This window comes from Sedimenticola selenatireducens (assembly GCF_963675335.2).
GTDB lineage: Bacteria > Pseudomonadota > Gammaproteobacteria > Chromatiales > Chromatiaceae > Sedimenticola > Sedimenticola selenatireducens.
Genome location: NZ_CAXXYC010000003.1, coordinates 1,010,941 through 1,036,899, shown reverse-complemented (window position 1 = coordinate 1,036,899; position 25,959 = coordinate 1,010,941). Strand labels below are relative to the sequence as shown.

Below are 25,959 nucleotides of genomic sequence, written 5' to 3'. Positions count from 1 at the left end.
AATGGGGGTGTCTGACAAGTGTTGCCCGAAACAGAAGATTCTGGTTATCATACCCGACTTCGTTAGCGTGGTTTTCCAGGAGTCATTGAATGACCGCAAAGAAAAAGCCAGAGAATGACCTTACCGGCCCTTTTGGCTTCAAGCCTTATAAAGAGAAGAAGGGCGAGGAGTACATGAGTGAGGCGCAGGAAGAGCATTTCCGGGCCATCCTAAGGGCATGGAAGCAGGAATTGATGGAAGAGGTTGACCGGACCGTCCATCACATGAAGGATGACGCCGCCAACTTTCCCGACCCCAACGACCGGGCCACCCAGGAATCGGAATTCAGCCTTGAGTTGCGCACCCGTGACCGCGAGCGGAAGCTGATCAAAAAGATCGAAGAGACTTTAAATCTTATTGACAGCCATGACTACGGCTATTGTGTAGCCTGTGGTGTGGAAATTGGGATTCGCCGTCTGGAGGCACGACCTACCGCCTCTCTCTGTATTGATTGCAAGACCCTGGATGAGATCCGGGAAAAACAGATGAGCTAAAGCCATCAATATCGCACCTGTCAAACTCAAGCCGGCTTTTAGCCGGCTTTTTTGTCCGGGGATGGAGTTATACCGCGAAACATCGGGATATTTTCGCTCGGAGCGTATAGTTTTTTACTTCGATCTATGAATTACCGCGGACGATTTGCACCTTCACCTTCCGGCCCTCTTCACTTTGGCTCGCTGGTAGCCGCCATGGGCAGTTACCTTGATGCCAGAAAGCGGCAAGGCAAGTGGCTGATCAGGATAGAGGATATCGATCCACCACGCGAGGTGGCGGGTGCTGCGGACAGCATCTTAAGGACACTTGAGTCTCTTGGTTTCGAATGGGACGAGTCGGTGCTTTATCAAAGTACCCGTCTTGATGCTTACGGGGAGGCAATGAATGAATTACAGCAAAAAAATATCCTCTATCCGTGTTTTTGCAGCCGCAGCGAAATTCAGGCCCTGGGTGTAGCAGGCGCAGAAGGGGTGATTTATCCAGGGACCTGCAGAAACAGACCCATCTCAAGGTCAAATAGTGGTGCAAAACGGCACGCGATTCGCCTGATCACCCAAGATCGGCCGGTCATTTTTACTGACGAAATACGGGGAACCATTAGTCAAAATATCGCCAGGGAGATCGGCGATTTCATACTGAGACGAGCCGATGGCCTCTTTGCCTATCAACTTGCGGTAGTGGTGGACGATGCCTACCAGGGCATTACCGATGTGGTGCGTGGAGCTGATCTGCTGACCTCCACGCCACGCCAGATCTATTTACAACAATTACTCGATCTTCCCACGCCAAACTATAAGCATCTGCCACTGGTTACCGACAAAAACGGCCAAAAATTGAGCAAGCGCCTGGGCTCTGATCCAATCAATATGACAAATCCGGTTGCCGTGTTAATCAGCGCGCTGAGTTTCCTCAACCAACCACTACCGCCTGAGCATTCGGCAAGTATTGCAGAGTTCTGGCGCTGGGCCATAGCCCAATGGAATCATCTAAGAACGATTGACCCCAAATAATCCTGTACGTAGCCACTTATAGAAAACAAAGCCCGCCAGGCATATCTGCCTCTAAGAAAAATGACTCGTTTTCCATCCACAATCTATGCTTTTATCGAGTCCAGATGTATACTTAGTACATAGATTTAATTTGATTTTTAAACAGGAATATCGACATGAGGAAAGCCCAGACCCCGCTTCCCCCTGGTATTTTAGGCTGGTACAACCGCAAAATGGCCCAGGCAAACACACCCAGGACCCAGGCCCAGCAAAAAGTTCTTGATGCCTATAGTAACTATCTGCTTAAAGATTTGGTCACATCAGAAAAATAATTTTTTTCTGATGTGAATATGGCGTCGGCTAAGCTTGCGCAAGTTTGCAGATAGTCTGAAATTCATGCTTATTGAGCGGCATGATAGAGAGTCTGTTCCCTTTTTGCAGTAACTTCATCCCTTCTAGCGTAGGCGTTTGTCTGATCTGATTGAGTGAAATCACTTCAGGGAATTTTTTTACGAACTCCACATCCACCATATACCATCGCGGTTTTTCCGGGGTTGATTTTGGGTCGTAATATTTTGAGTCCGGATTCCATGCAGTGAAGTCTGGATACGCCTCCTTGCAGACACGGGCCAATCCGACAACCCCCGGAACCTTGCAACTGGAATGATAAAACAGTATTTCGTCACCCGGTTTCATATCCTTCATCATAAAGTTGCGGGCCTGGTAATTCCTGATGCCATCCCAATGTTCGGTTCGATCCCGCTTTAAGTCATCAATCGAATAGGCATCCGGTTCTGTTTTCATTAGCCAGTATTGTTTCATTGATGTGGGTCTTCCTGGAATCTATCCTGGTTCAGTGGTGCTAAAAATATGAGGAGATATTAACGAACTTCTGCCTGCGGGAACTCAACCGACATGAAAAACCTTATCCCACTCCTCTTGCTTAAATCCGATAAGGGCTGTCGCGTCAGAAATAACAAAGGGTCTTTTAATCAGGTTACCGTTCGCGGCAAGCTCCGAAATCATCTCTTCAACAGACATGGTCTTGAGCTTTTCTTTATAACCGCCCCGCCGGTAATCCTGCCCTGATGTATTGAAAAGCCGGGTTATCGCACCATCGTAGGCATCGAGCATAGCGCCCAGTTCCTGCACCGAGGGAGGTTGTTCACGTATGGGGATTTCAGTGAACTGAATGTCATGCTCAGCGAGGTATTTTTTTGCTTTTCGGCAGGTTCCGCAACCGGCATACAAATAGACTTTTAGAGAACTCATGGCACCTTGATAAATCTGTGTCTTCATACGTGCTTATTATACGCCCCGTCCAGATGGACGGTTACCTAAGAGCGATGCTTTTTCTGGTGAAAATACATCCGCAATTTCGCAATCGCGGTCGCTAGATTAGATTATTCTCGATGTATTCCACCACGTCTTCATGGTGGGTCTTGGTTTTTACCTTTGCCATGACATGCCGCAAGACGCCCTTGGTATCGACAATAAAGGTTGTCCGATGGATACCATCAAACACCCTGCCCATGAACTTCTTCTCTCCCCAGACACCATAACTTTCCGCAACGGCATGGTCCTCGTCTGAAAGCAGGGTAAAGTTGAGATCCTGCTTTTCGGTAAAGTTGATCAAGCGCCGAGGCGCATCCGGGCTGATGCCAATAACCACCGTGTTCAATTTATCGAATACGCGTTTGGAATCACGTATTCCGCACGCCTGAACGGTACAGCCCGGCGTGGACGCCTTGGGGTAGAAGTAGATCACCACATTCTTTCCCAAGTAGTCCGCCAGGCTGACCTTATTCTGGTTCTGATCAAGCAGCGTGAATTTGGGTGCCTTTTTTCCGGTTTCAGGAAACTTCATCATTGATCGCCTTTAAAAAACACCCATCCTCAGATAAATAGACGCTGATTATACACAACCTGTCGGTTTGGGCAGGCCACCGTATTTGGTGATTGGCTTCATAGGCCCGGTCAACCAGAGATTGAACATCTCCTTGGAAGGCGCACCCAGATATTTGGCGAACTTTCGGATAGGCGGAACAACAGCGTGCTCTTCATAATATTCACGGGCTTTTAGTATCTGACCCCATTTTTCATCATCAAGCATCACACCATCAGCATCGGCCATTGCCCTGCCAACCTCCGGTGTCCAGGTGTTCATATCAACCAGATAGCCGTCACCGTCACGCTGGGGGATTTCTATATTCATTGTCATACTCTCCATAATAACCTAGTAATCTTGTAAGTATTTACAGGGGATTGTACCTGGGATTACTTAAAATACACCACTCAATTACCAGGGTTTTAATTGGCTGGTTATTATGGGATATCTTATTGTTATTTATATATAATTCCGCCTCGACCATGCCCGCATGAAGCAGACTTTACCGAGTATACCCCGCTATCTGCCGGAAAATCGCACTCAAGAATCCGCTGAGTTCGTGAGTTAAAACTGCGCAGGGCTTATCAGGACACTTAGCAACACAGCCCCATAGCTTGATATTTCAAGATTCAAACGCTGGTATACGGTTATTATTTATCGCATCATTAATGTCGTTACACCAGGATGGGTAATATCTAACTATTATGGTTATTTGATCTGGCTGGCTAATGCCAGATGAACCGTAACCTTCAAGACAGTGGTTACAAGGCGAATGGAAAAATGCCGCAAAATATAAAAAAACGCTTCAAGGGAATGCCCCTTCTGCACTTTATCCTGCTGCTATCAGTCGGCTACCTGTTTATCTCCCTTATTGTGATCTTCCTCATTTCCTCAAATGTCAAACAGAAGGCCATTGAAGACCTATCCAGGGAGGATGCACGGCAGACTGCGGAGCTAATTTTCCAAAGTCTTTATTCCGTGATGAGTGATGGCTGGAATAAAAAAGAGATATTGGCAACTATAGAACGGCTGAATAAGGCCGCTCCAAGGATGGAGATCATGGCCTTTCGCGGCCAGCCGGTTATCAAGGAGTACGGCGACATACCCGGTGAGGCAGAGATAAGGGAAGCTGATCCGTTGATTCAGCAGGCTCTCAACAGCGGCAAGGAGATATTGAAAACCGGTTCATCAGAGATCCGCTATATCTACCCGGTTATCGTCAGTGAAGAGTGTACGCGGTGCCACGAGGAGGCCCAACCGGGTGACATCAACGGCGTCATAGATATTCGTTATCCGATAGAGAATCTCAAAATATCACTCTCACTCATTATCAATATCATGCTCGGATACTTTATTTTGATCATGGCACTGCTGTTTGTGGGCCTGTTTTTTAAACTCAAAGCCTTCGTAGTCAAACCCATAACCACCCTGGCCGCAATCATGGGAGAGATCACCCATAGCGCCGACCTCTCGAAGCGGGCCAGGCACGGAGGCTGGATACGCGAGGTACATCACCTCACGGATTACTTCAACCGAATGCTGGTTACCCTGCAGGATTTCCAGTACCGCCTGGAAGAGCTTTCAGTGCGGGACCCCTTGACCGGGCTCTACAACAGGCGAAAGTTCGAACAGCTTCTCGATTATGAGGTGGACCGCGCCACCCGGCACTGTCGCAGTTTCTGCCTGATCATGATCGACCTGGATAACTTCAAGCATATCAATGATACCTATGGACATCCGATCGGCGATATGGCCTTGCAGAAACTGGCCTTGCTACTAAAAGGCCAAACCAGAAAAAGTGATGTGATCGCACGTCTCGGCGGGGATGAGTTCGCCATAATTTTACCGGAGACGGATTTTGATCACGGTTTCTCTTCGGCGGAAAAACTGCGGAATATTCTGGTCAATTCTGCGCTGGAGTTGCCCGACTGCAAAATCAGGATCAGCGGCAGCTTTGGTGTCGTTAGCTATCCACAAAATGGCGATGGTGTCGAGAACCTCAATATTGCAATGGATGTGGCGATGTACAAAGCCAAACGCAGCGGTAAAAACTGTGTGGCTGTATTGGGAGAAAATGAAAATTGCGCCGAAATGGAGATTTTCAAAAAAGGGGAATTTCTGCGCCTGGCAATGGAAGAGGATCGAATCGCCGCCTTCCTGCAGCCGATTGTCAGTATCCCGGGCGGCCTCCATGCCTATGAGGTGCTCGCCCGCATTGAAGAGAAGGGAAAATATATTACCGCAAATGAATTCATACATGCCGCCGAGGAGTTGGGACTGACGGTCGAACTGGACAAGGAGGTTTTCAGAAAAGGGATCGAGTACCTGGTCATACATCCAGTGGAAAAGACCAAACTCTTTTTCAACCTCGCTTCACGCACCCTGGCAAACGAAGAGACGATCCGTGAGATGGTTGCATTTGCCAATAAGATGGAAATACCGCCTGATCGGATCGTATTTGAAATCACCGAACGGGAAGCGCTTCCGAGAATATCCGAGCTAAGTCATCTGATCGATGAACTGCATGAACTGGGTATTGAGTTCGCCCTGGATGATTTCGGCAGTGGTTTCTCCTCCTTCCTCTATCTAAAATATCTTTCCGTGGATTACGTTAAAATTGAAGGCAGCTTTGTCCGGCAGATCGCCGTGGATCGCCGCGACAGGATCATGGTCGAGCATATTGCCAGCATTGCCAATCAGTTCGGCATAAAAACCATTGCCGAGATGGTGGAAGATGAAGAAACCCACGCCCTGCTCCAGACCTATGGTATAAACTATGCTCAGGGCTACTACTATGGACACCCACGTCCAGGTACCATGAACCACCAACATCGCAAATCCAGTCAAGGAGAGGCCGTCTAGTGCACGACTTTTCTTCACGTCTGGTGGCACACCGGGGATATATGGAGATGTATCCGGAGAACAGTTGGAGAGGTATTCAGGCCGCTCTTGATACCGGGGCCAATTGGGTGGAATTTGACATCCAGATGTATAAGCCGGGGCAGTTTATCCTGCTGCATGATGCCGATTTTCAACGCACTGCAAATTACCCGGGAGCCCTGTTTGATATTCCTGAAGCACAGCTGCAGGAAATCAGTATTCATGAACCTGAGCGTTTGGGCGAGAGATTCAATCCAGAACCCATCTGTTTTTTGGAAGAAGCGCTGACCCGACTCGTTCGATACCCATCAGCGCGCGCCATGGTTGAGGTCAAGGAAGAGAGCCTCACTCATTGGGGATTGAAACCCGTCATGCAGGCACTACTACCGATCCTCACTGGTTTCAAGACGCAGTGTATACTGATATCGTTCAGTATCGATGCTCTCGAATACGCGAAGAATCACTGCGATATCGACATAGGTTGGGTACTGCGGAATTATGACCAGCCAAGCGTCACCCGGGCATTCGGACTGAATCCTCAATACCTGATTTGCAACCACACAAAGTTATCCCAAGACAAGATGCCCGCGTCAGGCCCGTGGCGCTGGATGCTCTATGACATCACTGATCCCGATCTGGCCGTTCACTGGATGCACCAGGGTATTGATTTGATAGAGACCCGGGATATCGGGAAGCTGGTCGTCCATGCCAGCATCACCGACTGATGGTAGGGATTCAGCGAAGCTTCCGCGTCAAGTGCACCCGCATTCTCCAAGATTCGATGACAAGAAAATCCACGCCAAGCCGATCTTCCCGGTGAATATTTCAGCTACATGCGCCCCCTCCTCCCAGACCACTTTTCCCGGGCACTTATCAATCCAATAAACCGTCTAAGCTATAGTGAAGATTGCAATGCAACTATTGGAGAGATAATCAATGTCAATCAGCATCTTTGAACTTTTCAAGATTGGCATAGGACCTTCCAGCTCCCATACGGTAGGACCGATGAGGGCGGCACGCCTATTCGCATTGCACCTAAAATCTGCGGGCCTTTTATCCCAGACATCACGCATTAAATCGGAGCTTTTTGGTTCCCTTGGGGCGACAGGGAAAGGCCACGGAAGCGACAAGGCCGTTCTGCTGGGATTATCAGGTGAACAACCGGACACAACCGATATTGAGCGGATTGAACCCAGGCTTACACAAATACGTACTTCAGGAATACTTCATCTCCTCGGTGAGCGGGCTGTTTCATATTTTGAGGGTAGTGATCTGATTCTACATAAGCGCAAGAACTTGCCTCTCCACCCAAACGGAATGCGCTTTAGCGCCATTGGAGAAGATGACCATCTGTTGGAAAGCAAAGTCTATTATTCGGTAGGTGGCGGATTCATCCTGGAAGAGAGTGAGATCAAAGATGACAAATTGCCGCAAACATCTATTGATCTTCCGTATCCCTTTTCAACCGGTGCTGAATTATTGTCGCTTTGCAACAATACCGGCCACAGTATCAGCAAGTTAATGATGGAGAATGAAAAAAGCTGGCAATCGGAAGATGCTGTTCGGGAGCAGCTGCTCAAGATCTGGCAAGTGATGCAGGAAACAGTCGAACGGGGGTGCCATACAGAAGGAATTCTACCCGGGGGGATGAAAGTAAAACGGCGCGCAGCGGGGCTCTACCGCAAGCTCAAGGCTGAATCAGAGCGTGGCTCTTCCCCTCTCAGTGCCATGGATTGGACGAATCTCTATGCCTTGGCGGTCAATGAGGAGAATGCGGCCGGTGGACGGGTCGTTACGGCGCCGACCAACGGTGCCGCCGGGATCATTCCCGCCGTCCTCCACTATTACAGTCGATTTTGCAATGGGGTCGATAATGAAAGCATTGTCCGCTTTCTATTAACAGCGGGCGCTATAGGTATCCTCTATAAAATCAACGCCTCAATCTCGGGTGCCGAAGTGGGCTGTCAGGGAGAGGTCGGATCAGCCTGTTCCATGGCGGCGGCTGGACTCACCGAGGCCCTTGGCGGCACACCGCAGCAGGTGGAAAATGCCGCTGAAATCGGCATGGAACACAATCTGGGATTAACTTGCGATCCGGTGGGTGGACTGGTACAAGTCCCTTGTATTGAACGAAATGCCATGGCCTCGGTAAAGGCGATAAACGCATCCCGTATGGCCCTGTATGGTGATGGCAGTCACTTCATATCACTGGACAAGGTCATTCGAACCATGCGTGAAACCGGAAAGGACATGAAAAGCAAATATAAAGAGACGGCTCGCGGTGGACTTGCGGTCAATTTTATCGACTGTTGAACCCTGAATCTTCCGGCGGGCTAAGCTGTACCCTTGATCGAGCGTTCTGTCATCGCCGGGTCTTGGTGCTCTTTCGGCATGGCCAGATGATAGGGCAAGGTATGGGGGGTTTCCGAGAGTCCAATAGCCTCGGACTCAATCAATCGTTCAATCACAGATCCTATTGTTTTCAAATAGTTTTCCGGTATGTCTCCCTGATATTGACTGGCTACATAATCTATTAACTCCTGAAGCGTGTGTTGACCATCGGCCAGTTGAATAACCCGCCCCAGCCAGGGATCCAGGGGAATCAACGAATGTGGTGGCAATTTTTCATAAACATGCACCTGACCTTTCACCTCGGAATAGATCAGGGTACGGTAAAAATAGTTTGATAGCTCCAACTCAAGCTCTCCTCACTGGCCATGTTTTGGCCATTATCCTTGATCAGATCCGGTGAGTCACCCTACCCCTCTGCATTTACGATTTTCTCTTAAACTTCCAGGCATATCTGCCGTTAAATAATGTGAACTCAACGTCCCCTCCAAATAGATTAACCCCTTATTTATCTTGAGGTTATTTTGGGAGGGAGCGCAAGACACACTAACATTGATAGTTAATAATAATTAATCGAAGAGAATCGAATGCGCCAGAAAATTTCGACCAAGCAGTTAACGATCGGAATGTTCATTGAGTTACCGCTCTCCTGGAGCGACCATCCGTTCTTAAAGAGCTCATTTAAGATCAAGAACCGAGAACAGATCGAAAAAATCAAAAACTGCAAGCTGACACACATACTGGTGGATGTCGATCGGAGCGATGTGCCAATTCCCGCATTGCTGTCAGAAGAGGATACTCGGATTGCCGACCCCAAAGACCAACCGGTACCTGAGAACTGGAATCCGCAAACTCTCGCCCCGAGCGAACTTCTGGAAGCGCTGAATGATAGCAGTATGGCTTCCGACATGAAGGCCAAAGCGGTGTATCAACATTCAAGAACCATGATGGAACGGCTGTTTGAAAGCCCGTCTTCCGAGAACATTGTAACCAGTAAAAAAGTGATCGCCTCCATTACCGATCTGATACTCGCCGATGATGAGACATCCAGTAACTTACTGCGTATCACCTCGCACGATTTTTATACTTATACCCATTCAGTCAATGTAGGCATAACTTCAATCCTGCTGTCGAAGGCACTGTTTAAAAACTCCGATGCCCATGATCTGCATGAACTAGGGGCGGGGTTTTTTCTACACGATCTGGGTAAAATCATGGTCGATCCGAACGTCATCAATAAACCGGGAAAACTGACCGATGCCGAGATGGCGCATGTGAGAATACATCCCTTCCAGGGATATAAAATACTAAAACAGGCCAACGCCCTCTCGGATGAGTGCCGCTACATCGTTATGCAGCACCACGAATTCCACGATGGAACAGGCTATCCAAAGCGCCTTAAGGGCAAGGAGATACATCGCTATGCACGCATTTGCTGTATCGCCGATGTCTTTGATGCACTGACGTCCGAACGGTCCTACAAGAAGGCCATGAAACCATTCGATGCGCTGAAGTTGATGCAGCAACAGATGTCAGAGCATTTCGACAAGAAGCTTTTCGCTGAATTTGTGCTGTTATTTAAATGATTCGAAGAACGTCGAGACTGTAAAATAATCTGACACGCAACGAATATTTCAGTATCAAACAGAATGGCGAAGGAGCGGTCGGACTTTTCCTGTTCCGTCCCCCACAAATAAGCCCGGCGGAAAGCCGGGCTTATCTGGGCTGACTAGCTAGCTAACTGACAGGGTTCAGGCACTCTTGCGGCGACGACGCGCCAGTGCACCCAGTCCGGTCAGACCGATTCCAAGCAATGCGAGGCTACCAGGCTCCGGTACAAAGACCGCGCTGAAATCACCATTGATGGTCTGCGTGCCAGCAACGATGAAGCTGTCGAAATCACCATCCACATTTACACGCATGTGGAAGGGGTCAGGGTCTACGAAGTAGCTCGTGCCGGCTGGATTTGTCAGGGCAAAGTCGTTGAATACGAGGTCGAAGAAACCACCCACCCCAGCAACCAAGACACCCGATCCTGCGGTCATCATGGTGGCGCTGGCGATCAGGTAGTCATCCGCGCTGTTTGCAAGAGCAACCGCACCCGGTGCCGTGAGTGGCAGGGTCTTGCCGGTATTCAAATCCACGTCAATGTACAAATTGAAACTGGCCGAGGTAAAGGTAAATTGAGTGAGACCACCACCCAAATCGGCAAAAGTACCCGCGCCATCGAACAAGGCATACATTCCGTATGAATTGTTAAGCTCAATCGGCGTGACATTCGTCGCACCATCGTTGGACAGATACTGACCAAAATCGCCATAAGCGACTGTATCAAAGGTACCAGCGCCAAAAGTAACTACTTCGCTGTACGAGCCGTTGATTTTATCAGCTGTGAACTGGCCACCCAAACCCTCTACGCTGCTTTCATCTACGATAAAGTCATTGAGTGCTACGGCGCCCGCTGGCACGCTCGCCATGCTAAGACCAATTACAGCAGCTGCTGTAAGTAGCTTTGCATTGAACATGTTATTCATGATGTATCTCCTTATAAAAAATTCTGTGTCAGCCGCCAAAGCACGGGCTGCCTTTCATAATGCATCACCCATGCCAGTTTTTTTTATCTATGTTTATCAATTAGTTACAAATACCACATTATCCATCAATCATTTTTTTGTAAAAAATATCGACACTCTTGGGGGGCGGCTGGGTAGATCGGTGCTTTAGTACAGTTTGGAGCCTTCTCTTTACTATCTCCTAGGAGGAACAAAACCATACTTTGCCGAACACCTTTTGTAGGAATAGCACCGTCCGTGGTAAAAACAACCAACAATCAGGGGGGCAGTTCATCTGCACGAGCACAGGCAGAATAACAATGAATGAATTTAATTACGATCTGGCATTCTCTCGCAACAGTGGTATCACCACCGATCAGGAACAGCAGCGACTGAGAAAGGCTACTGTGGCCATTGCCGGCATGGGGGGCGTTGGCGGTGACTATTTGATTACACTGGCCAGAGCCGGTGTGGGTAATTTCAAAATATCCGATTTTGATGAGTTTGAGGTCGGTAACTTCAACCGGCAGTATGGCGCCACCCTGTCATCTGTCGGAAAACCAAAAATGACGGTCATGCAGGACCTGGCGTTGGATATCAATCCGGAGTGTCATATAGAGACTTACGGAGAAGGTATCAACGAGTCCAATATTGACAGCTTCTTAAAAGATGTGGATGTCTTTGTTGATGCCGTTGAATTTTTCGAAATCCAGACCCATCGGATGATCATAAACGCCTGCCGGGAAAGGGGTATACCGGCCATCTTTGGAGTACCACTGGGTTTTGGTGTCGGCATGCTGGTGTACACCAACAATGGGATGACCTTTGATGATTACTTTGACATTGATTACTCTGCCTCCCTGGAACACCAGGTATTAAAAATGTCCCTCGGATGTGCCCCTGCTGGCTTCCACCTAAAATATGTTGATCCAGAATCGGTCGATCTGAGTCAACGAAAAGCGCCAAGCATCGCCAGTGGCTGTAAACTGGCGACCGGCATGGTCATTACCCAGACGATTCTGGCCATACTCCATCCGAATGAGTTAAAACCGATACCCTATTACACCTGCTATGACGCCCGGCTTAACAAGCTGAAAAAGGGAACGCTCTGGCTGGGGAACAGGAATCCAATTCAGAAAATCAAGTTCACGGTAGCTAAACGGCTACTCGGATTGTGAATAGGTGATGCTCGAAGGGTTGACCGAAGCCGCCGACAAGTTTGAAATATTTCGTGATTTATCTGCTCGTTTTGTCTTTTGTCTATATTCCCTTGATGGGCATTCAAAGATAATAGTTCTACCGATTTTTAATCATATGAGCGTTGATTGATAGCCGATCTTCTGGATCGCTTTCACTTGTAAAGCGTCCATTACCTGAAGCCTAACCGTCACCCATCTACATGTATATCAGTGGTTTAGGAGTTTATTAAAATAACCTGAACCCATCTTCCCAAACTGCTATATTCTCTAAGGGAATGACAAAACAAACAGGGGAATAAATATCCAGGATTCGATAGATTCAGCATGGAGAATGGTACTATATTATCCTGTCCAAGCTGAGCTTCCAGGTGTTGGAGCTGTTGCTATTCATTGTCCATTGGATCGTCTTGATAGTTGTTGGTTGTAGATTGGATACGTAGTAGGTAAACGAGGAAACTTTATGCAGGATGGCGTCAGATTTGCGGTAACGGAAGAAGACAATCAAGCTTCATTTAGACTGCGTTATCAGATCTATGTAAAGAGTATGGGACGTCTGAAAGAAAAAGGCGATCATGAAAAACAAGAGCTGAAGGACGAATACGACAAATCAGCACGGGCAGTTATTGCCATTCAACATGGTGAACCCATTGGCACACTTCGTCTGTTTTGGGGTGGTGATTTCCCATTCTCTGATTCACTGATTGAGGCATACAGTATTGCCCCTTTCCTCGGCGTATTGAATCAGGATCAAATCTGTATAGTTGAGCGGCTGATGGTCACCGAAGGCCATAGAGGGAGCAATGTAACGCTCAAAATGTATAAGGAGGTAATGAATTTTGTCCTCAAACATCGCGCTGAAATCGTACTTCTCGATTGTGAACCCCACCATCTCAACTCTTACTTAAAACTTGGATTCAGACCGTTTACATCACCCTATACCTATCCAGGCATAGGCTTGGTAATTCCGATGGCGCTGATCGTTGGTGACTATGAGCACCTGAAGCAGATTGGTTCACCATTTGCCATGCTAACCAAACCTGAGGACCTCGCCTACTGCAGTTCAGTCGAGTCTCTCTCACAAATTGTTGGCAATAAAACCAATGTTCACAGCCTCACTGTTTCAAGCACGGCACAGTTCCTGGAAGAGATACGCGTCCTCTCACCCGGCAAGCAATGGACATTCAATACCACACCCAGCCTGTTCGATGCGCTCGAAGAGAGTGAAATCGAACGTATAATTCAGAAGAGTCATATCATTGCCTGTAAAAAAGGCAATCATATTATCGAGAAGGATAACTCGGCAAAAACCATGTTCATTCTGTTGTCTGGTCATGTGGCCGTAGAGAAAAACGGCCAGATGATCGCCATGGTATCGCCTGGCGAGGTGATAGGTGAAATCGCATTCTTCCTGGGAGTTCCCAGAACAGCCAGTATTATAGCCGCCACAGATAATGTAAAAGTGTTGTCCCTGGATGAAAGGGGCTTATCACGCCTACTGAAGCACGAAGGACAACTGGCCAACAAGGTATTGATGAACATGTGTCGTGGCTTGTGTTCCCGTATCCTGGCAAGTAGCGAAATGTCCGATTTCAACTCCAATTAGCTGTAGAAAGCCCCCTGCCCGTGCGCCCTGTGAATTATTGAATCATGGTGCAATTCGCTCATCCTCTTTTCAGACTATCGAGCAATGCAGTAGCGTCCGGACGTTCTGAAAAATCCTGTGTCTTTCCAAGCAGTTCAGTGAGTATCTGAACTGCTTGACTATTATTCCCGGCGGTCGCATTGATTAACGCCTCGTGATATCGCAGCGTTGGGTTGTCTGGTTCCAGATAGAGTACTTCTTTTATCGTACGCAGCGCCGCCTCAAAGTCGCTGTTAGCTAAATAGACCATTGCCAGGGTATCCATTAATGATACTGAACCCGGCTTGAGTCTATTGGCCTTTTGGGCATAAATCAGTGCCAGAGCAGGATCGGTACTCCGTAACGCCCAGGCCAGATTATTCAACACCAAGACAGATTCAGGCGACACCACCAATGCCCGTTGATAATACTTGACCGCTAAATCATCCTGTTTGAGACGGGTATAACTGATGGCGACAATTAAATTAGGATAATACTCATCTGTATGGTTTTCAGCCCAGTCCACCTTGAGTTTAAGCGCACCTTCATTATCCCCTGCCTGCGATTTCTGCCTTGATAGCGCAAGCATATTGCCGAGATTCGGGAAGGCATCAAAGACGCGCTCGGCAAGTTTCAGCGCTTGCTGTTGATTACCCTTCAGGGCCTCGAGGGTAACCTCCACTTTCATTACATTTTCATTATCGGCGGCAAAGGTTTTTAATTCAGCAATCTCCCGCTCTATTGCAGGAATATCCTTGTTGTTCACAAGAAGGCGAAGCAACACAATGCGCGCGGGGATGAAATGGTCATCCAACTGTATGGCCTTTTCCACCATTTCCTTTACTTGCTCTAGATTCCCCATTCCGGCATAGGCCTGGGCCAGGATAAAGTAGCCTTGAGGGGCTTCCGGTGCTCTGGATATGATCGCCTTTGCCGTCTTCTCAGCGGATTTGAAATTTCTCTGCGCAATCTCCTGGCTTGCAATCACCTCCATGACCGGCAGCTGTTTTCTTGCCTCAGCATCAAGCGTTTCGATGAGTCCGGCAACCTGCCCCGGATTTCCTGAATTGATATAGTGCTGGGCCAATACCAGCCTGGGTTTCAGTGCGTCCGGGTACAGGCGCATTGCTCTTTCCAGACGCAGGATCTGCTGTTGTGTTTTCCCTTCAAGCGCATCAATTTCCGCAAGCTTTATCAAAGTTTCCAAATTATCCGGATGCGCCGCGATCACCCCGTCAAGATAATCTCTTGCCTTGTCATATGACTTCTCTAAGGTAGCAAGAGACGCAAGATTGTGACCCGCATCGGTATTTCCCGGCTTTATTTTCCATGACTGTTCGAGGGCTTTTTTGGCGGCCTTGAAATCATTTTCAGCGATATAGATCATGCCGATCATGTTATAGGGAATTTCACTCTCTGGCGCCCTCGCCCGGAACTCGGCTGCCGCCTGATGTGCCTTTTCCATCTGCCTTGACCGCAGATAGCTTAATATCCGGTAAACATGTGCCTGATCATTCTCCTCATCCTGCCTGATGGCCATTTCAAGCTGTGCAATTCCTTCCTCCTGATTCCCGCTCATCATCAGACTGGCACCCAGGCGGAATCTGGCATCGGCAGAATCAGGATTACGCTCAACAACCTGGTTAAGCAGCGCAATTCCCTCTGCTGTTTTTCCACTCATGAGCAGTGCTTTAGCCAGGATATTCTGTGCACCCTCATCTGGATTAGCGGTTGTTACAACCGGATTCAGTAGTGTTTCAACATAATCATACTCTTTCTTTGCAAGTTTGATTTCCGCCAGAAGTTTCCGGTTGGGCAGATGCTCCGGGGTTAAGGTAAAATACCGCTCTGAATGGGTTTCCGCCTGCGCAATATTTCCCTGCTGATAGCTCACGTAAGCCAGATAGAACAGTGACACCGGATAGCGATCCTGATCGAGCAGCGCCAGATCAAACGCTGATTTTGCATCCTCCAGATTGCCTGATGCCAAGTGGACAAGTCCCTGGGAAAAAGCAACCCCCGGATTGTCAGGAAGCTGTTTATTCAGGATATCCAGGTCAAATTGAGCTTGTTTCAAATCATTCAACAGAATATTGACGGTCACCCGCTTATTCCGATCAGCCAGGCTGGTGGGACGAATGGAAAGGGATTTGGTATAGGCCTCCCGTGCCGCCTGCATATTCTTCTCGGTTCGCTCGATGTCACCTAACAGGCTCCAGGCTGCGGCATAATTCCTGTCAACCTCAAAAGCGTGATTCAGCTGTTCGCGTGCCTTTATCGGGGACTTTTCCGCTATCAGGTAAGTGCTGGCCCGGGCAACCTGAACATAAGCCGAACCTGCGGCAATACCGATTGCCCGTTCGGTTCTTTCAATGGCCCTGTCGAACTCACTCTTCAGTAAAAAAGCCATCCCCTGGGCCGCCAGAACTTCACCCTGCTCTTGCGGTGCAAGATGATCTGCCTGCATGGCCAGCACATCATCGAGCTTTCTCAGTTGAAGCAGTACCTGGCTCAAGCTCGGGAATATCTCATTGTCATCGGCGCCGAGTTCTTTTGCTTTTTTCAGCTCTTTCTCAGCCGCAAGATGGTTACCGGTATTCAGGTACAGCTGCCCCAGATAGGTTCGGACAGTACTGTTATCAGGGTCTTGTTGAAGGGCGTTCTTGAGTTCGATCAGTGCCGATTTGAAGTCACCCTCGGCCGCAAATTTTTGTGCATTTTGAAGATACTGCTGATCATCAACGACGCCGCAACCGGCAATAAACAGCAATGAAGAGAGGCAGAGTGCGCGTCTTAAGGTCTTATTCATTTAACTTCCTATCTGTTGATCCACAAGCAGGGTGTGTTCAGTCGACCTGAACTCCATGATCTACTTGAGAATGCAGCGAGTTCACAGCAAATTGTAGCTGTGTTACCCAATCCTGGTTTAGAGATTGCCCTGTGACAAACTCATATTAATGATGATCACATAATGCCCGAGGCACTAATTATCGGCAACATCATAAGGCGAAATTTAACGTATAACTTATTAATAAACAGGTATAAATCCGCTATTGAGCAAGACCATATTGGTCCTGATACAATTAGCCAGTCATTTAGATCCTATGTCTTGCGGCACCAGCTTCCGTCAAAACCCCAGAGATTACTGGAATATGGAGCGAGCACTGCGCTTGGTGCCACTCCAAGGACAGGGATTTTTCCAAAGGTGAACGCATAACCGATTCATCGGTAGCACTACATGCCACCAGGAGCCGATCGACACAGATTGAAAGTCAAGTAACCTGATGTCTTTCCAGGATGGAATTCACCAGGCCGACACAAGCCGGCTCCAACAACTCAATCACGCGCTCAAAGCCCGTCAAGTTTCCAAAATAGGGGTCGGGGACTTCCGGCACATCCGCTACAGCTGAATAATCCATGATTGACGACAGCTTATGTTTATTTTCAGGTGGGCACTCCTGCACCAATCGGTGCATATTCTCACGATCCATGGCGACGATGTAGTCATATCGCTCATAATCGGACGCTTCAAGCATCCGGCTCTTGAACCTGCTGATATCAACTCCACGCCCACTGGCCACCTGTCGGGCGCGTAAGTCCGGTCTTGTCCCCGCTCGGGACACATGGGTACCGGCAGAATCGACCTTGATCCGCCGCTTCAGCCCCCGCTCCTGGATAATTTTCTGCATCACCCCCTGGGCCATGGGTGAACGACAAATGTTGGCGGTACAGACCATGAGAATAGTAATTTTTTTCTTGAACATTTTAATGCTGACGTAGTTACGGGATCTACCGAGAAGCCGAGGCATTTTACCGAACAGGTTTAACAATCTACCACATATACACGCAGGATCTTCCGGCAGGCATTGATCGACTGTCACCCGCTGGCCCGACGGGCAGTCCCGGTGGCTTCAGTGGATCGGCACACGATCAGGGAACTCGGGGCGATCATGAAAAGTAAGAACACCGGATCAGCAAAATATCCCTTGCCTGTTATGAAAATGCAGATATTCGGCCATTCGCAGGTTACCGAGGCACAGGAAATCCTCGAACTGCCAGAAGAAAAATTTTTCTTATTCCAGTAAGCTTGCGGATAGGCAAATCTGAAGAGCTACAAAAATTTTAAGAAGATCCGTAAAACAATCTGGCCGGAGAACACCTCTAGTCGTCGCCCGGAGGCTGTTTGGCGTCTATTTCATCGCCAGCGGTGTATTGATCCACATTGGGATTGCGCTGGGTATTATCCTGGTCCGATCGGTGTATCAAGAGCCCTTTACCTCGTTTGTCGAGAGGGCCGGCACTCGGCTCACCAATGAGCCCTACGGCTATCGTAAACAGGCCGGCGAGCTGATTCGAGGGATATTTCAAACTCTCAGCATTCGACATGTCCCATTGCTATCTACAGATATGCACCAGTGGAAAGGACAGGGCGCCCGTCAGCATGCCTATTACCAACCGCAGCACTATTCAGACAACGGCATTCCTATCCCCTCTTCAGCGATTTCTGTTTTTCCCTCTGCCCCTCCAGAGGGGGAACATATCACCGTCGATACAACCGATTCGCTGTTGACGGCAGTAAAGTCGGCAAAACCCGGCCAGGTGATAACCATAAAACCGGGTATCTATCGATTTCATGGCAGGAGCATTCCCGTGACCCATGCGGGAACCGTGCAGCAACCCATTATGGTAAGGGCCAACCGGTTGGGAGAAGCCCAGCTGGAGTTTTCAATGCTCGAAGGGTTCCATGTAATGGCGCCTTACTGGGTGTTTGAAAACCTCATTATCACCGGAACCTGCAAGAATGATTCTGACTGTGAACATGCCTTCCATGTTGTGGGTGATGCCCAGGGTTTCGTATTAAGAAACAGCACAATCAAGGATTTTAATGCCCACGTTAAAGTCAACGGCAGCAGTGGGCACTACCCGGACAATGGCTTGATCGAACACAGTAACTTCTATAACCAACACGCAAGAAAAACACCCAATCCGGTTAATCTGCTCAATATCAACAGTGTCGATAACTGGCGGGTACAAAGCAATTTGCTGGCCGATTTTATGAAATCTGGTGGAGATAAACTGAGTTACGGAGCCTTTATGAAAGGCAACGGCAGAAAGGGGATCTTTGAAAATAACCTTGTGATCTGCGAAATGAATCTCACATATTCCGGAAAAACCCAGGTAGCGCTCTCTTTTGGCGGGGGTGGAACAGGCACGGCATTTTGCAGGGATCAGTCCTGCGAAACGGAGCATTCCGAAGGCATTATTAAAAACAATATCATCCTTAACTGCCCTACCGATGTGGCCATCTACCTGAACAAGGCTGCAAAAACCCGGATCTATCACAACGCACTCATCAACACATTAGGTATCGACGCAAGATTCGGATCCACCTCTGCTCTGATTGCGAACAACATCATAGCCGGCCGGATCAAGGACCGCGATGGAGCAACAACAATACGTCAAAACAACCTGATCGATATTGATTGTGTACAACCTGGGTCGTATTGGCCATTCAGTTGCGCTGTCGATGAACTTTACCAGGCACCCTACACGGGAGATTTCAGGCTTCAAAAGGGTTCACTGATTCTGGGACGCGGGATAACGATCAATAAAAAGATGACAGATTTTTGTGACAATACTGCCGATCCGCAGCATCCAGACCTTGGGCCGATTCAGTACAGCAATGGCCGATCCTGCTTACCACTCTATCGAGAGTGACATCAGAGTCTGAGTACCCAGACGGAGATTGCTTCTTTCGGTGCATTCGCCGCCAACACCAGCAGGTTATTCAAATTATCGTATTGCAAGTTGTAGTTCATACCCAGTCGATAGGGAAAATCCCCTTCCGGTAACCTCTCCCACCGGTCTAAAGCGGTATCGTACATCCAGGTTTGAGCCACCTGTGCGTCTTGGTCAGGATCATCAACAAGCGCCACCACCTGCCCCACTCCAGCATGATAAGCGAGGGGGCTGGCCTGGGTGCCCGGCGGCCTGATACCGGCCGTGGACTGCCGCTTCAGTTGCTCTGTCTCCGGCCGGTAAATCCAGACGTCGTTCGAGTTTTTATTGTTCCCGAAAATCACGACAGCATCATTTTTCTGATCATAAACAGCATTGGTGTGGTAGGCGTAGGGACCCTTTTTGACTACTTTGCTCCAACCACCCTGCTGCAAATATTGAAAAATACCATCGGGCCTGATTCCCAAAAAATGCCCACGCCTACTATCGTAGGCGGTAGCATAAGGAAAAAAAGAGGTCGTCTTCCCGAGGTCATACTCCCATTGATTCGATACGAAATCATACACCCAAGTGGGATGTTGCTGAATTTGTGGCCAAATATCGGCCAACCAATTGCCAAATCGCCCAGGCTTCAAATGTTCGGGATGACTCGCAACAATCAAACGGTCGTGGATCGGATCATACTCAATCGCATCAAAAGTATGCATTGCCCAGGGCTGAACATGGTCTGCGCTCGCGATGGGCACACCATCAGATGAAACGGTGTAATGTTCGGGCCGACCAATCTCGCCGAACACCGACCAACGAAGCGCTCCCATATCAAATGTTCTGATTACATTTGACCAATCCGTCCCGTGGGTATCACTGCCGAACAGAATCAATCGACCCCGCTTGCTATCAAATGCGCTGCCTCCATGCCGCTGACGATCAAACTTTACCGTATCTTCAGCTCCCTGCTGATGTATTTTGATCCAGCGCCCTTTGGCAAGTGTGTGAAAAGCCGGGTTAGTCTTGCCACCCGGAACCGCATTGATAACAGTCACCGGTGTTGAATCAACAGGCCCACTAAAAAATCCTGCCAGCTGTTTCCAGCGCCAATGACTGGTAATTTGGTTGGAAAACAGAGCCCAGAGTAAAGCGATCAGCAGAATATGGGCCGTTAATCCAAACCAATAAAAATAGCGCCTTGCCCCACGATAAACTTGCATATCAGATCATGCTCTGGCTTTCGCTGCAAAGCGGCAAACCATGGCTATGGCTGCTTGGTAATTTCACTTGTCAGCTCATGAACATAACGAACAGGAATGGCATAACTGATTCCTGAGGGCCGCTCCAGGATGGTCTCCTTGGTATCTTTCACAAACACACTATTCAGCACACCGACCACTCTGCCGCTCTCGGACTCGTAGACCGGGCTGCCACTGTTGCCCGGGTAAGCGGTGCCATCAAGCTGATAGACTTCAAACTTGTTCCGCATGCGCATAATTTGTTTCGCCTTTAGTTCCCTGGAGTTGTTGGAGGGCACCACCACCGGTGTGATGGCGGAGACGATAGCCCGGTGTGTTACCGGGTAGAGTCCCAGCACCATACCGATGGGGAAACCGGTAAAGGCGACCTCCTTACCCTCACGAATAGCAGTCGCAGGTGCCAGTGACATCGCCGGGAGTTGAGCCTTGCCAATATCCAGGAGCACCAGATCATGGTCCGGATCAGACTTCACGATCCGGGCCATATGTGCCGTCGCATTTTTTCCCCTACCACTGAACACGGCCAACTGCTCCTTTTTTGCCGTATCGATCAACTCCGGAATCACATGATAATTGGTAACTACCATCCGCCCGTCGCCAATTACAAAACCGGTCCCCATGAATTGGGCCGAGGGGCGGCGCAGCGGCATAACCGTTCCCACGGCAACTATACTGGGTCGAATCCGGTCGATAGTATCGGGCAGTTCCGCACTGATTGCGGGGTGGCACAACAGGCCCAACAGCAGCGCGGAAAAGATTGCAAAGACCTGGACTCTCATAAATAACACCTTTCAATTATTCCATTTGGCTGAGTGAAAATGGCTAGCACCCTGGATAGAGAAGGGCACATACCACAGTATTTGTACATTCCACTAAAAGCCATCCCGATAGGGGGAGCAATCTCTGCCCACCAGAAAACTTATCGGTTATAATAGGCGCTTACATAAACTCCTAACAATGCCGTAGATGACTTACAAGTGATTTTGGCGACTCACAAGGAAAGCATTTGATGGACAAGAACGTAGTCTGGCACCAACCCACCGTCACTCGCGACAGGCGTGCCAAGAACAATGGACACAAAAGCGTCATTCTCTGGTTTACCGGACTTTCCGGCGCCGGCAAGTCTACCATCGCACACGCCCTCGAGGAGAGTCTCCACAAAGTGGGGGCCAACACCTATGTGCTTGATGGCGACAATGTCAGGCACGGTCTCTGCGGTGATCTGGGCTTCTCCGATACGGACCGGAACGAAAATATACGGCGCGTAGGTGAAGTCTCGAAGCTTTTCATCGATGCTGGGGTGATCGCCTTGAGTGCTTTTATTTCCCCTTTTCGGGCAGACCGCCAGCGCGCCAGAGACCTGGTCGAAGAGGGGGATTTTATCGAGATCCATGTAAAATGTCCGCTGGAAGTCTGTGAAACTCGCGACCCAAAGGGTCTCTACAAGAAGGCGCGTGCAGGACTGATCAAGGGTTACACCGGCATCTCGTCGCCCTATGAGGAACCGGAAAAACCCGAAATTGTGATCGACACCAGTGAAAAAAACATTGATCAGTGTGTGGAAATAATCATTGAGTACCTAACCAGGAAACAGATTATTGTGCCTGCAACCCTGGACAGATCGGCAAGTTGTTAAAGGGTCGCAATCATTACCAGCCAACTGGTTTTTATTTTCGCCACCCTCTATATGACTCGTTGAAAAATAATTAATCCGCACAATTCATAGGGCTCTATGGCATCCCCTCCCCTGATTGCACATGTAATCCACCACCTCTGGATCGGCGGCCTGGAAAACGGCCTGATCAACCTGATCAATCGCATTCCTAATGAACGTTACCGGCACGCCATTATATGCATGGATGATTTTTCAGATTTCCGGGATCGACTGCAGCGGGATGATGTACAGATTATTGCCATCCACAAGAAACCAGGGCGAGATCCTGTTGCGAAATGGCGACTATTCAAGCTGTTCCGGGCTTTGCAACCCAGCATCCTCCATTCGCGCAATCTCTCCGGACTGGATGCCCTATTACCCGCTTACATGGCGGGAATCAAACACCGGGTCCACGGTGAGCACGGTCGGGATATCGACGATCTGGATGGCAGCAATAAAAAACTGCAACTGTTGCGGCGCCTGCATCGCCCTTTGGTCAACCGATACATACCGCTTTCACAAGATCTGGAGCGCTACCTGAAAGAGAAGATCGGTGTGGATTCAGCCCACATTACCCAGATCTATAACGGTGTCGATACGGACAGGTTCAAGCCGTCACCTGGCGTAAGGCCATGCCTGCCGGCCAATGAAGGGTTTACGGATGACAAATCGATAATCATTGGCACAGTTGGCCGCTTTCAGTCGGTAAAAGACCATATGAACCTGGCCGAAGGATTTATCCAGCTTCTGGAAAAACATCCCGATTTAAAGAAAACGGCCCGTCTGGTAATGATCGGCGATGGTCCGCTGCGTGAATCCGTTCTGGAGAGGCTGAATGAGGCGGGTTATGCCAACCTTGTCTGGGCCCCCGGCCCCAGAGATGATGTCCACACCCTCCTTCCTGCCATGGATCTGTTCGTGCTTCCCTCGCTGGCTGAAGGAATATCCAACACCCTGCTGGAAGCGATGTCATCTGGATTGCCTGTTATTGCCACCACAGTGGGCGGGAATCCGGAACTGATCGTGGATGGCAAAACCGGTACACTGATTCCCGCCGCGGACAGCCAGGCTTTGGCGAATGCGCTGGCGCACTACCTGTGGAATCGGGAACTGTTGAAAACGCATGGCACAGCGGCTCGCGAGCGAATTGAGGAGCGGTTCAGCATAACCGCCATGGTCGAGCAATATATCGGCGTTTACGACCAAATGCTTAGTGCATCCACCCGTAACCTCTGAACTCACGCCGGTTCCCGGCCCAATTTTTCAGCGACTGATTGTTTGGAGGATTGATAGTTCTCGATTACAAATCGGCCAATTTCAGAGTGACCAATGATTTTCAGTATTTTGTCAGTCGTGTGGGAATCTAGACTTTTCTCCCACTTATCAATATTCGCGAGCGGATTCTTCATTACCGAGAAATAGCCGGATTCACTATCCGTTCTCGAGAGCATTTCAATAAATTTTTGCATCTGTCTATCGAAGGGAATGTCCATAAACTCGCAGAGCGCCTCCACTCTGTCACGCATATTCACACAGAGATCCTCGTAAGAAACGAGCATGTAGTTTGCACTGCCCGAGAGTTCCCTGTAACTCTTGTCATTTTGTATCATCCAGATATAGGCGCTCTTCTCCTCAAAACTGGCGTTTGATATTGCCTCGATATCGATTGGGAAAAAACGGTTATTGGACATTTTTGAAACAGAATTTATGAACAACTCCTGTCCCATCTTATTCTGTTCTATACCCCGAAGCTGTGAGACGATAATGGCACCAGGGTGACGTACGATATGTATAAATTTCATCTCGGGCACCGCCTGAGCAAACATCGGCACCCTTCCCAGAGAATTTACGGATTTGATAAGCGTTAGGTAGTTGTCATTCATTGCCAAATCCGGGATTGGCAGCTTTATCCCAGCCTTCTCCGCAACCGCGATGGCGGGAATCAGTAATCGCAGCAACATCGTGCCGGCCGTCGAACGGAAATCCTTTTCGAACAGGGGTTTTTTCCCATTTACGAAAGCAGACCGCTCCCTGCACAGATGCCTAAGGTAACGACGGGAAGCATCTGCAAACTCCAAGTATTGTTCGGATTCCGGAAGAAAGGGTATATCGTTGTTTGGAGACGTCTTGTCCGGCTCGTGCCGATAGATAACCGAGCGGGAAGAGTCGATCAGCTTGGCAAGCAGCGTAGTGCCTGAACGACCGGATCCATAAGCAAATATTGTACGATCCATTTTTGTATTTACTTCCTTTGAGTAAAAAACAGGTTGTTAATCCCCGGTCCGGTAGTTCTCCGTCAAACTGATAACACAAACCATCTTTTAGTGCATTTTCCCTGGATATGGGATCATATCTTTATCCTTACTTTTTCAAGTATTATCCCGACGAGTTCTGCTAGTGTATTCTGACACCACCATGACCATTAATAATCCCCTTGTGAAATTCTTTTCACTGTTATAACTGAGTAGGACTATCCTACCGTCGTGAGTTAGAATCCGGAACTGATCGTGGACGGTGAAACTGGCACCGCGATCCCCGCTGCAGACCGTCAGGCATTGGGAAATGCATCGGTGCGGTACCCGTGGGGTACCGAACTATTGGAAATGCATGGTATAGCGGTCTGCAATCGGATCGAGGAGCGTTGCACTATCGCTGCCGTGGTCGATCTATATATCGAGTTAACTACAGATTGATGGAAATATCCCATATAGACATTACCGATACATGCTGATTCCTGAGTTTACCCAAAAGGGAGCGATAGTAAAGCGTTACAGGACGATTAACCCGCTCCAACTTCATAGGTTGCTTGTCAAGTCCTGCGCCAGCAAGTCGAATAAATTGCGGTCGACGAAATTCCCGTTGACCAAGAAAGCCTCACGCATCGTCCCCACTAGCCTGAATCCCAAGGCTCTAAGTAATCGCTCCGAAGCCAAGTTTCCCGCCTGGGTGCTAGCGGATACGCTATGTAGATCCAGCTTACTGAATGCGTGCTGTATGGCCAGTTTTACGCATTCGGTCATTACCCCAGGATACCGCACCATATTCGATCCGCGGAGATACCAGATCACGCCCGACTTGTCCACGCGGCTGATATCACCGACAGTGATCAAGCCGTAAGGCTCATCATCGAGCAGCGCCAGCCACATGTGGTTTTTTCCGGTCCTCGAGGCGATGGCAATGAGTTTTTCATCGATGCTGCGATTGCGCCATTCGGAATACAGCCAGCGATTAATTTTTGGATCCATCAACCAGCCGGCCACCTGTCCATAATCGCCATTACCCAAAGGACGGATTGTCGCGAGCATTG

The 25,959-nt window shown here is 48.9% G+C and carries 24 protein-coding genes; 12 read left to right on the top strand and 12 right to left on the bottom strand.

Going from position 1 to position 25,959, the window contains the following annotated elements:
- The first annotated feature begins 89 nt into the window (after window positions 1–89).
- Window positions 90–533 carry an RNA polymerase-binding protein DksA gene (gene dksA, locus ACHZBF_RS08445; protein ID WP_029132501.1) on the top strand — a complete coding sequence of 148 codons (444 nt, stop codon included), beginning with the start codon at window positions 90–92 and terminating at the stop codon, window positions 531–533.
- Window positions 534–659: 126 nt separating this feature from the next.
- Window positions 660–1,544: a tRNA glutamyl-Q(34) synthetase GluQRS gene (gene gluQRS / locus ACHZBF_RS08440; protein WP_321528192.1), complete on the top strand. Its 885-nt coding sequence runs from the start codon at window positions 660–662 to the stop codon at window positions 1,542–1,544.
- A 339-nt stretch (window positions 1,545–1,883) separates the two neighbouring features.
- Here gluQRS and ACHZBF_RS08435 read toward each other — a convergent pair whose 3' ends face one another.
- The 4 genes from ACHZBF_RS08435 to ACHZBF_RS08420 all read right to left on the bottom strand — a co-directional run bounded on the left by ACHZBF_RS08435 (window position 1,884) and on the right by ACHZBF_RS08420 (window position 3,738).
- Window positions 1,884–2,345 carry an EVE domain-containing protein gene (locus ACHZBF_RS08435; protein WP_037374698.1) on the bottom strand — a complete coding sequence of 154 codons (462 nt, stop codon included), beginning with the start codon at window positions 2,343–2,345 and terminating at the stop codon, window positions 1,884–1,886.
- Window positions 2,346–2,429: 84 nt separating this feature from the next.
- The gene (locus ACHZBF_RS08430; RefSeq protein ID WP_321528191.1) at window positions 2,430–2,822 is read right to left on the bottom strand and encodes a Spx/MgsR family RNA polymerase-binding regulatory protein; all 393 of its coding nucleotides are present in this window, start codon (window positions 2,820–2,822) and stop codon (window positions 2,430–2,432) included.
- 94 nt (window positions 2,823–2,916) lie between these two features.
- Window positions 2,917–3,390: a thioredoxin-dependent thiol peroxidase gene (bcp, locus tag ACHZBF_RS08425; protein ID WP_321528190.1), complete on the bottom strand. Its 474-nt coding sequence runs from the start codon at window positions 3,388–3,390 to the stop codon at window positions 2,917–2,919.
- Between the two features lie 48 nt (window positions 3,391–3,438).
- Entirely contained in the window at window positions 3,439–3,738 is a 300-nt protein-coding gene (locus tag ACHZBF_RS08420) for a TusE/DsrC/DsvC family sulfur relay protein (RefSeq protein WP_211245083.1), read from the bottom strand.
- A gap of 408 nt (window positions 3,739–4,146) precedes the next feature.
- Here ACHZBF_RS08420 and ACHZBF_RS08415 point away from each other — a divergent pair, with 408 nt between their 5' ends.
- The 3 genes from ACHZBF_RS08415 (at window position 4,147) to ACHZBF_RS08405 (ending at window position 8,604) form a co-directional block, all read left to right on the top strand.
- Entirely contained in the window at window positions 4,147–6,273 is a 2,127-nt protein-coding gene (locus tag ACHZBF_RS08415) for a bifunctional diguanylate cyclase/phosphodiesterase (protein WP_321528189.1), read from the top strand.
- Window positions 6,273–7,016, top strand: a complete 744-nt coding sequence (locus tag ACHZBF_RS08410) for a glycerophosphodiester phosphodiesterase family protein (RefSeq protein ID WP_394707559.1) — start codon at window positions 6,273–6,275, stop codon at window positions 7,014–7,016. Before ACHZBF_RS08415 ends, ACHZBF_RS08410 begins: the two co-directional genes overlap by 1 nt.
- A gap of 211 nt (window positions 7,017–7,227) precedes the next feature.
- Window positions 7,228–8,604: an L-serine ammonia-lyase gene (locus ACHZBF_RS08405; RefSeq protein WP_029132495.1), complete on the top strand. Its 1,377-nt coding sequence runs from the start codon at window positions 7,228–7,230 to the stop codon at window positions 8,602–8,604.
- Between the two features lie 20 nt (window positions 8,605–8,624).
- Here ACHZBF_RS08405 and ACHZBF_RS08400 read toward each other — a convergent pair whose 3' ends face one another.
- Window positions 8,625–8,987, bottom strand: coding sequence for a hypothetical protein (locus tag ACHZBF_RS08400; protein WP_288102888.1), 363 nt, complete (start codon window positions 8,985–8,987; stop codon window positions 8,625–8,627).
- A gap of 240 nt (window positions 8,988–9,227) precedes the next feature.
- On the opposite strand from ACHZBF_RS08400, the gene ACHZBF_RS08395 reads away from it, so the two are divergent.
- Complete coding sequence (locus ACHZBF_RS08395; RefSeq protein WP_321528188.1) at window positions 9,228–10,226, top strand: HD-GYP domain-containing protein; 999 nt, start codon at window positions 9,228–9,230, stop codon at window positions 10,224–10,226.
- Between the two features lie 165 nt (window positions 10,227–10,391).
- Here ACHZBF_RS08395 and pepA read toward each other — a convergent pair whose 3' ends face one another.
- Entirely contained in the window at window positions 10,392–11,174 is a 783-nt protein-coding gene (pepA, locus tag ACHZBF_RS08390) for a flocculation-associated PEP-CTERM protein PepA (RefSeq protein WP_273437587.1), read from the bottom strand.
- A 338-nt stretch (window positions 11,175–11,512) separates the two neighbouring features.
- On the opposite strand from pepA, the gene ACHZBF_RS08385 reads away from it, so the two are divergent.
- A complete protein-coding gene (locus ACHZBF_RS08385; protein WP_029132491.1) occupies window positions 11,513–12,370 on the top strand; it encodes a ThiF family adenylyltransferase in 858 nt (285 codons plus the stop codon).
- A gap of 481 nt (window positions 12,371–12,851) precedes the next feature.
- Window positions 12,852–13,994, top strand: a complete 1,143-nt coding sequence (locus ACHZBF_RS08380; protein WP_029132490.1) for a GNAT family N-acetyltransferase — start codon at window positions 12,852–12,854, stop codon at window positions 13,992–13,994.
- A gap of 58 nt (window positions 13,995–14,052) precedes the next feature.
- Here ACHZBF_RS08380 and prsT read toward each other — a convergent pair whose 3' ends face one another.
- Together prsT and ACHZBF_RS08370 are read right to left on the bottom strand one after the other, a co-directional pair.
- Window positions 14,053–16,821: an XrtA/PEP-CTERM system TPR-repeat protein PrsT gene (gene prsT, locus ACHZBF_RS08375; RefSeq protein ID WP_321528187.1), complete on the bottom strand. Its 2,769-nt coding sequence runs from the start codon at window positions 16,819–16,821 to the stop codon at window positions 14,053–14,055.
- Between the two features lie 463 nt (window positions 16,822–17,284).
- Window positions 17,285–17,776 carry a low molecular weight protein-tyrosine-phosphatase gene (locus tag ACHZBF_RS08370; protein WP_321528186.1) on the bottom strand — a complete coding sequence of 164 codons (492 nt, stop codon included), beginning with the start codon at window positions 17,774–17,776 and terminating at the stop codon, window positions 17,285–17,287.
- 186 nt (window positions 17,777–17,962) lie between these two features.
- Here ACHZBF_RS08370 and ACHZBF_RS08365 point away from each other — a divergent pair, with 186 nt between their 5' ends.
- Both ACHZBF_RS08365 and ACHZBF_RS08360 read left to right on the top strand, forming a co-directional pair.
- Window positions 17,963–18,097: a hypothetical protein gene (locus ACHZBF_RS08365; RefSeq protein ID WP_273437590.1), complete on the top strand. Its 135-nt coding sequence runs from the start codon at window positions 17,963–17,965 to the stop codon at window positions 18,095–18,097.
- A 172-nt stretch (window positions 18,098–18,269) separates the two neighbouring features.
- A complete protein-coding gene (locus tag ACHZBF_RS08360) occupies window positions 18,270–19,730 on the top strand; it encodes a hypothetical protein (RefSeq protein WP_321528185.1) in 1,461 nt (486 codons plus the stop codon).
- Between the two features lie 2 nt (window positions 19,731–19,732).
- Here the strand turns inward: ACHZBF_RS08360 and ACHZBF_RS08355 are convergent, their stop codons facing one another.
- Complete coding sequence (locus ACHZBF_RS08355) at window positions 19,733–20,959, bottom strand: hypothetical protein (RefSeq protein ID WP_321528184.1); 1,227 nt, start codon at window positions 20,957–20,959, stop codon at window positions 19,733–19,735.
- A 44-nt stretch (window positions 20,960–21,003) separates the two neighbouring features.
- Entirely contained in the window at window positions 21,004–21,777 is a 774-nt protein-coding gene (locus ACHZBF_RS08350) for a S1 family peptidase (RefSeq protein ID WP_321528183.1), read from the bottom strand.
- A 230-nt stretch (window positions 21,778–22,007) separates the two neighbouring features.
- On the opposite strand from ACHZBF_RS08350, the gene cysC reads away from it, so the two are divergent.
- Window positions 22,008–22,634 (top strand): adenylyl-sulfate kinase, encoded by a 627-nt coding sequence (gene cysC / locus ACHZBF_RS08345; protein ID WP_321528182.1) that lies wholly within the window; start codon window positions 22,008–22,010, stop codon window positions 22,632–22,634.
- Between the two features lie 96 nt (window positions 22,635–22,730).
- Entirely contained in the window at window positions 22,731–23,888 is a 1,158-nt protein-coding gene (locus ACHZBF_RS08340) for a TIGR03088 family PEP-CTERM/XrtA system glycosyltransferase (RefSeq protein WP_321528181.1), read from the top strand.
- Between the two features lie 2 nt (window positions 23,889–23,890).
- On the opposite strand, the gene ACHZBF_RS08335 is transcribed toward ACHZBF_RS08340, so the two are convergent.
- Window positions 23,891–24,886, bottom strand: a complete 996-nt coding sequence (locus tag ACHZBF_RS08335) for a sulfotransferase (protein WP_321528180.1) — start codon at window positions 24,884–24,886, stop codon at window positions 23,891–23,893.
- 561 nt (window positions 24,887–25,447) lie between these two features.
- On the bottom strand, window positions 25,448–25,957 hold the full coding sequence (locus ACHZBF_RS08330) for a GNAT family N-acetyltransferase (RefSeq protein ID WP_084609794.1): 510 nt from the start codon (window positions 25,955–25,957) through the stop codon (window positions 25,448–25,450).
- Window positions 25,958–25,959 lie beyond the last annotated feature (2 nt).

Bases quoted from the DNA above. Each gene is read 5' to 3' on its own strand.
- dksA (WP_029132501.1), top strand. From the start codon at position 90: ATGACCGCAAAGAAAAAGCCAGAGAATGACCTTACCGGCCCTTTTGGC.
- gluQRS (WP_321528192.1), top strand. From the start codon at position 660: ATGAATTACCGCGGACGATTTGCACCTTCACCTTCCGGCCCTCTTCAC.
- ACHZBF_RS08435 (WP_037374698.1), bottom strand. From the start codon at position 2,345: ATGAAACAATACTGGCTAATGAAAACAGAACCGGATGCCTATTCGATT.
- ACHZBF_RS08430 (WP_321528191.1), bottom strand. From the start codon at position 2,822: ATGAAGACACAGATTTATCAAGGTGCCATGAGTTCTCTAAAAGTCTAT.
- bcp (WP_321528190.1), bottom strand. From the start codon at position 3,390: ATGAAGTTTCCTGAAACCGGAAAAAAGGCACCCAAATTCACGCTGCTT.
- ACHZBF_RS08420 (WP_211245083.1), bottom strand. From the start codon at position 3,738: ATGAATATAGAAATCCCCCAGCGTGACGGTGACGGCTATCTGGTTGAT.
- ACHZBF_RS08415 (WP_321528189.1), top strand. From the start codon at position 4,147: ATGAACCGTAACCTTCAAGACAGTGGTTACAAGGCGAATGGAAAAATG.
- ACHZBF_RS08405 (WP_029132495.1), top strand. From the start codon at position 7,228: ATGTCAATCAGCATCTTTGAACTTTTCAAGATTGGCATAGGACCTTCC.
- ACHZBF_RS08395 (WP_321528188.1), top strand. From the start codon at position 9,228: ATGCGCCAGAAAATTTCGACCAAGCAGTTAACGATCGGAATGTTCATT.
- pepA (WP_273437587.1), bottom strand. From the start codon at position 11,174: ATGAATAACATGTTCAATGCAAAGCTACTTACAGCAGCTGCTGTAATT.
- ACHZBF_RS08385 (WP_029132491.1), top strand. From the start codon at position 11,513: ATGAATGAATTTAATTACGATCTGGCATTCTCTCGCAACAGTGGTATC.
- ACHZBF_RS08380 (WP_029132490.1), top strand. From the start codon at position 12,852: ATGCAGGATGGCGTCAGATTTGCGGTAACGGAAGAAGACAATCAAGCT.
- prsT (WP_321528187.1), bottom strand. From the start codon at position 16,821: ATGAATAAGACCTTAAGACGCGCACTCTGCCTCTCTTCATTGCTGTTT.
- ACHZBF_RS08370 (WP_321528186.1), bottom strand. From the start codon at position 17,776: ATGTTCAAGAAAAAAATTACTATTCTCATGGTCTGTACCGCCAACATT.
- ACHZBF_RS08365 (WP_273437590.1), top strand. From the start codon at position 17,963: ATGAAAAGTAAGAACACCGGATCAGCAAAATATCCCTTGCCTGTTATG.
- ACHZBF_RS08355 (WP_321528184.1), bottom strand. From the start codon at position 20,959: ATGCAAGTTTATCGTGGGGCAAGGCGCTATTTTTATTGGTTTGGATTA.
- ACHZBF_RS08350 (WP_321528183.1), bottom strand. From the start codon at position 21,777: ATGAGAGTCCAGGTCTTTGCAATCTTTTCCGCGCTGCTGTTGGGCCTG.
- cysC (WP_321528182.1), top strand. From the start codon at position 22,008: ATGGACAAGAACGTAGTCTGGCACCAACCCACCGTCACTCGCGACAGG.
- ACHZBF_RS08340 (WP_321528181.1), top strand. From the start codon at position 22,731: ATGGCATCCCCTCCCCTGATTGCACATGTAATCCACCACCTCTGGATC.
- ACHZBF_RS08335 (WP_321528180.1), bottom strand. From the start codon at position 24,886: ATGGATCGTACAATATTTGCTTATGGATCCGGTCGTTCAGGCACTACG.
- ACHZBF_RS08330 (WP_084609794.1), bottom strand. From the start codon at position 25,957: ATGCTCGCGACAATCCGTCCTTTGGGTAATGGCGATTATGGACAGGTG.